Below are 3403 nucleotides of genomic sequence, written 5' to 3'. Positions count from 1 at the left end.
TATCAATATGCTTTTGTCGTCTACAGAGGGTGGAGTACGAATATCACTGATATTCGGGGCTGTCCAATTCAAGCCACTGAGTTTAATCAGGCTTTGAGCAAAGCCAGTGACCATACGTAAAGAAAGACGGAATAGAGATTTGATCATTAAACAGCATTGAATCGCTGTATAGGAATAAGTTTGATTTCGTCCGTGCTTGCCTTGTGGTTGTGCATACCATTGGGTCTTTGGATCAAACCAGATTGAAATATTCCCTCACTTGATTAAAGCTTGGTTATACGAGGACCAATTGGTTGTACGGTAGATTTTAGGTGCAGGCTTCTTCATCTGGAAATTATATTGCTGAAGAAGCCTTCAAGAATAGCTTTGTGCAACAAAGCCGATGAATCAATCAGGTGAGATTGTGAACTCAGTTTTATCTAATGGACATACAGCAGACATCAAAATGGTTAAACAGTTGGTAGAAGGATTAAAAGCAAAGCTTTATGCTGATCATGGCTATATTAGCCATGAACTGGAAGCTAGGCTTAAAGAACAAGATATTAATTTAATTACATATCATCGTAAAAACATGCAGGCAGTTCAATTGTCAAAAGAAGATGAATATTACCTAAAGCAGCGCAACAAAATAGAAACGTTATTTAGTTTACTCAAAGGGAAATATAATTTGGTAACAAGTAACGCTAGAAGTGTTGAAAGCTATTTAGCTGGTATTTATGCCTCTTTATGTGCCTATCAATTGACCCATCGAAATAAGCCAACAATTCAATTTATGGAATCATTGGCTTAAACAGGATTCGGGTTATTAATAATCTAACGAATTAAATATTATTTCGATTCAAAGGCAGAAAATGAAATTTTTCAAACTTATCGCTATTACTTTTGGGTTGGTCTTTTCCATAGAAATCTTAGCGAATCCAACGTTCTCAGATGATTTATTAAGAGAAGCTGAAAATGGTGATGTGTTGGCACAATATAACCTTGGATGGATGTATGACAATGGTGAAGGTGTTATACAGAATTATGAAAAAGCATTTGAGTGGTATAGCAGGGCAGCTAATCAAGGGTTTGCAATGGCACAGTATAATCTTGGACTGCTGTATCAGAATGGTCAAGGTGTAGAAAAAGATGATCAAAAAGCATTTGGACTATACAGTTTAGTAGCTAATCAAGGATTTGCGATGGCACAAAATACCCTTGGGTTGATGTATTATCGCGGTCAGGGTGTAGCGCAAGATAATAAAAAGGCATTTGAGTGGTATGAAAAATCAGCTATACAGGGAGATGATCTAGCACAGACTAACCTTGCCTTGATGTATGACAATGGCGAAGGTGTTGTACAAAATTATGAAAAAGCATTTGAATGGTATAGCAAGGCGGCTAATCAAGGTAATGCTCAGGCACAGTATAATCTTGGATCACTGTATCAGAATGGTCAAGGTATAGGAAAAGATGATAAAAAAGGCACTTGAGTGGTATAGAAAAGCCACTAATAATGGGCACTCACAAGCGAAATTAGTGCTTGCAGAACTTTAAGTTATTCTAAAATTAACATAATGCACGTTATACGAAATAAAAAAGGAAGGAAAGGCTGTGGGAGATTTTTTAATATTTATTGGACTAATCATCAGTATTGTAGGGACGTTTATTGGTCCTCATGTATTTCGTGAAAAAGTAAATAATCATATGGATGCAAAGGCAGCAAGCTTCTTAGGAATGTTACCTGGTGTCTTAGTTATGTTTGTTGGTTCTTTCTTTAAATAAAAACCCTATAGCCATCAAGTATATCTTTAGAGTGAATAGCCACCGATTTTGTAGACACCTTTTAGTTAGTGGTTGGACTACCACCACTCTCCTAGACAAACTTAGTCTATTCTTAAGACCTTTTTAGTAGGAAGCTATGTATTCATAGCTAGGTTCATGGACCAAATATTTTATAAATTGTTGTTTTAGCAACCTAAGTATTTAAATTTATTGTTTATTAAAAATAAATTTAATTGTGAACTAGATTCTAGGTGAACATAAGCAGCTGTTAGCTATTGGAAAAGATAAGTTTTACAACATGGTTAATGCAGGAGATATCCAGCAACCAGTTAGACTCTCTAATAAGGATGTGTTCTAGTATTCCTCCTACGTTAAGAATAAAGTTGAGGAGCATAAGCCTAAATCTGATATAGTAGCCCACAATTTAGTGGGCATTTTATTCCTAATTTTCACCCTACCTCATCCAAAACGGGTACTTAAACGGGTAATCAGGAAACCACATCAGAATTAATTGATATATTTTAGTAGGTTATAATGAAAATCGTCATCTTGAATAAACCCTATGACGTCCTCTCCCAGTTCCGTAAAGATGAAGCACATATGACGATGTCTGACTTTGTCAGCGACTCGACTTTGCGCTTGGCTGGCCGTTTGGATATGGACTCTGAAGGCTTAGTATTTTTAACTGACCATGGTGGTTTAAACCAATACATTACCAACCCTGCCAATAAAAAATTTAAAACCTATTTGGTTCAGGTCGATGGTGATGTCACTGAAGAAGCCCTTGAGCAGTTGCGTAAAGGTGTGGAACTTAAAGATGGTATGACTTTACCTGCTGAAGCATCTAAAGTTGAACAACCTGAATGGTTATGGGAACGTGATCCTCCTGTACGTTTTCGTGCATCCGTGCCGACATCTTGGGTTGAAATTTCAATTTGTGAAGGCCGTAACCGCCAAGTACGTCGTATGACTGCTGCTGTAGGTTTTCCTACTTTACGTTTAATCCGTACTAAAATTGGTGCAATTGATTTGGTTCAAATGGGTTTACAACCAGGCGAAACCAAAGAAATCGAGCCACTTTTATACCCTGACTTTCAAAACATTCCTGCTGAAGAACCTTACCGTTCACGCTCTTATGTAAAAAAACCGGGTGGTACAGGCGGTAAGCCTATGGTTCGTAAGAACAAAGATGGTTCTGTGAAAAAGTCAGGTACAAAGCGTATTTGGCAAATGGACGAAAGCGAGAAGCCAAAACGTAAAACCAATGGTACTACTCGCCCCAATACGAAAGCACCACGTGGTCGTGGACGTAATGGTCGTTAAGATTTGATTGTTTTAAAGCCCACGAAAGTGGGCTTTAATAATTAATACTATACAGAAAGTACATATATTTATTTTTCTCTTTCAAAATCGTATTGCTTTAACATTTTATCAAAATCACTCTTTAGCGGAGATTTTATTTCCCATATCTCTTCAAATTTATGCCCATAAACATTTTCATATTCAATTTTTATTTTTGCCGTAAGGATTTCCCCCGTATCTCCAAAGATATCATCAAAAAAATTACTATCCTGTAAGCTATCATTAAAAAACTCTACATTTTTCATTTCAAACGTATGATCCTAGCCAAAATAATGGA

At 36.7% G+C, this 3403-nt stretch carries 4 protein-coding genes and 2 pseudogenes; 4 read left to right on the top strand and 2 right to left on the bottom strand.

Annotated features, from left to right (window positions below; all coding sequences use genetic code 11):
• Positions 1-327: pseudogene (locus B4F08_RS02310) on the bottom strand (transposase); the annotation flags it as partial.
• Positions 328-382: 55 nt separating this feature from the next.
• Between B4F08_RS02310 and B4F08_RS02305 the strand changes: the two are divergent.
• The 4 genes and pseudogenes from B4F08_RS02305 to B4F08_RS02285 form a co-directional block, all read left to right on the top strand.
• A pseudogene (locus tag B4F08_RS02305) lies at positions 383-790 on the top strand (transposase); the annotation flags it as partial.
• A gap of 61 nt (positions 791-851) precedes the next feature.
• Positions 852-1472, top strand: coding sequence for a tetratricopeptide repeat protein (locus tag B4F08_RS02300; RefSeq protein WP_291372884.1), 621 nt, complete (start codon positions 852-854; stop codon positions 1470-1472).
• 121 nt (positions 1473-1593) lie between these two features.
• Positions 1594-1764 carry a hypothetical protein gene (locus B4F08_RS02295; protein WP_162622360.1) on the top strand — a complete coding sequence of 57 codons (171 nt, stop codon included), beginning with the start codon at positions 1594-1596 and terminating at the stop codon, positions 1762-1764.
• A 534-nt stretch (positions 1765-2298) separates the two neighbouring features.
• Positions 2299-3087, top strand: a complete 789-nt coding sequence (locus B4F08_RS02285) for a pseudouridine synthase (RefSeq protein WP_086210209.1) — start codon at positions 2299-2301, stop codon at positions 3085-3087.
• A gap of 68 nt (positions 3088-3155) precedes the next feature.
• Here the strand turns inward: B4F08_RS02285 and B4F08_RS02280 are convergent, their stop codons facing one another.
• Positions 3156-3371, bottom strand: coding sequence for a hypothetical protein (locus tag B4F08_RS02280; RefSeq protein WP_291372879.1), 216 nt, complete (start codon positions 3369-3371; stop codon positions 3156-3158).
• Positions 3372-3403 lie beyond the last annotated feature (32 nt).

The organism is Acinetobacter sp. UBA6720, assembly GCF_002454215.1.
Classification (GTDB): domain Bacteria; phylum Pseudomonadota; class Gammaproteobacteria; order Pseudomonadales; family Moraxellaceae; genus Acinetobacter.
This window is presented reverse-complemented; position numbering and strand designations above follow the sequence as displayed.

What these genes read in the sequence shown, in the direction of transcription:
- B4F08_RS02300 (WP_291372884.1), top strand. Translation starts at nt 852, where the DNA reads ATGAAATTTTTCAAACTTATCGCTATTACTTTTGGGTTGGTCTTTTCC.
- B4F08_RS02285 (WP_086210209.1), top strand. Translation starts at nt 2,299, where the DNA reads ATGAAAATCGTCATCTTGAATAAACCCTATGACGTCCTCTCCCAGTTC.
- B4F08_RS02280 (WP_291372879.1), bottom strand. Translation starts at nt 3,371, where the DNA reads ATGAAAAATGTAGAGTTTTTTAATGATAGCTTACAGGATAGTAATTTT.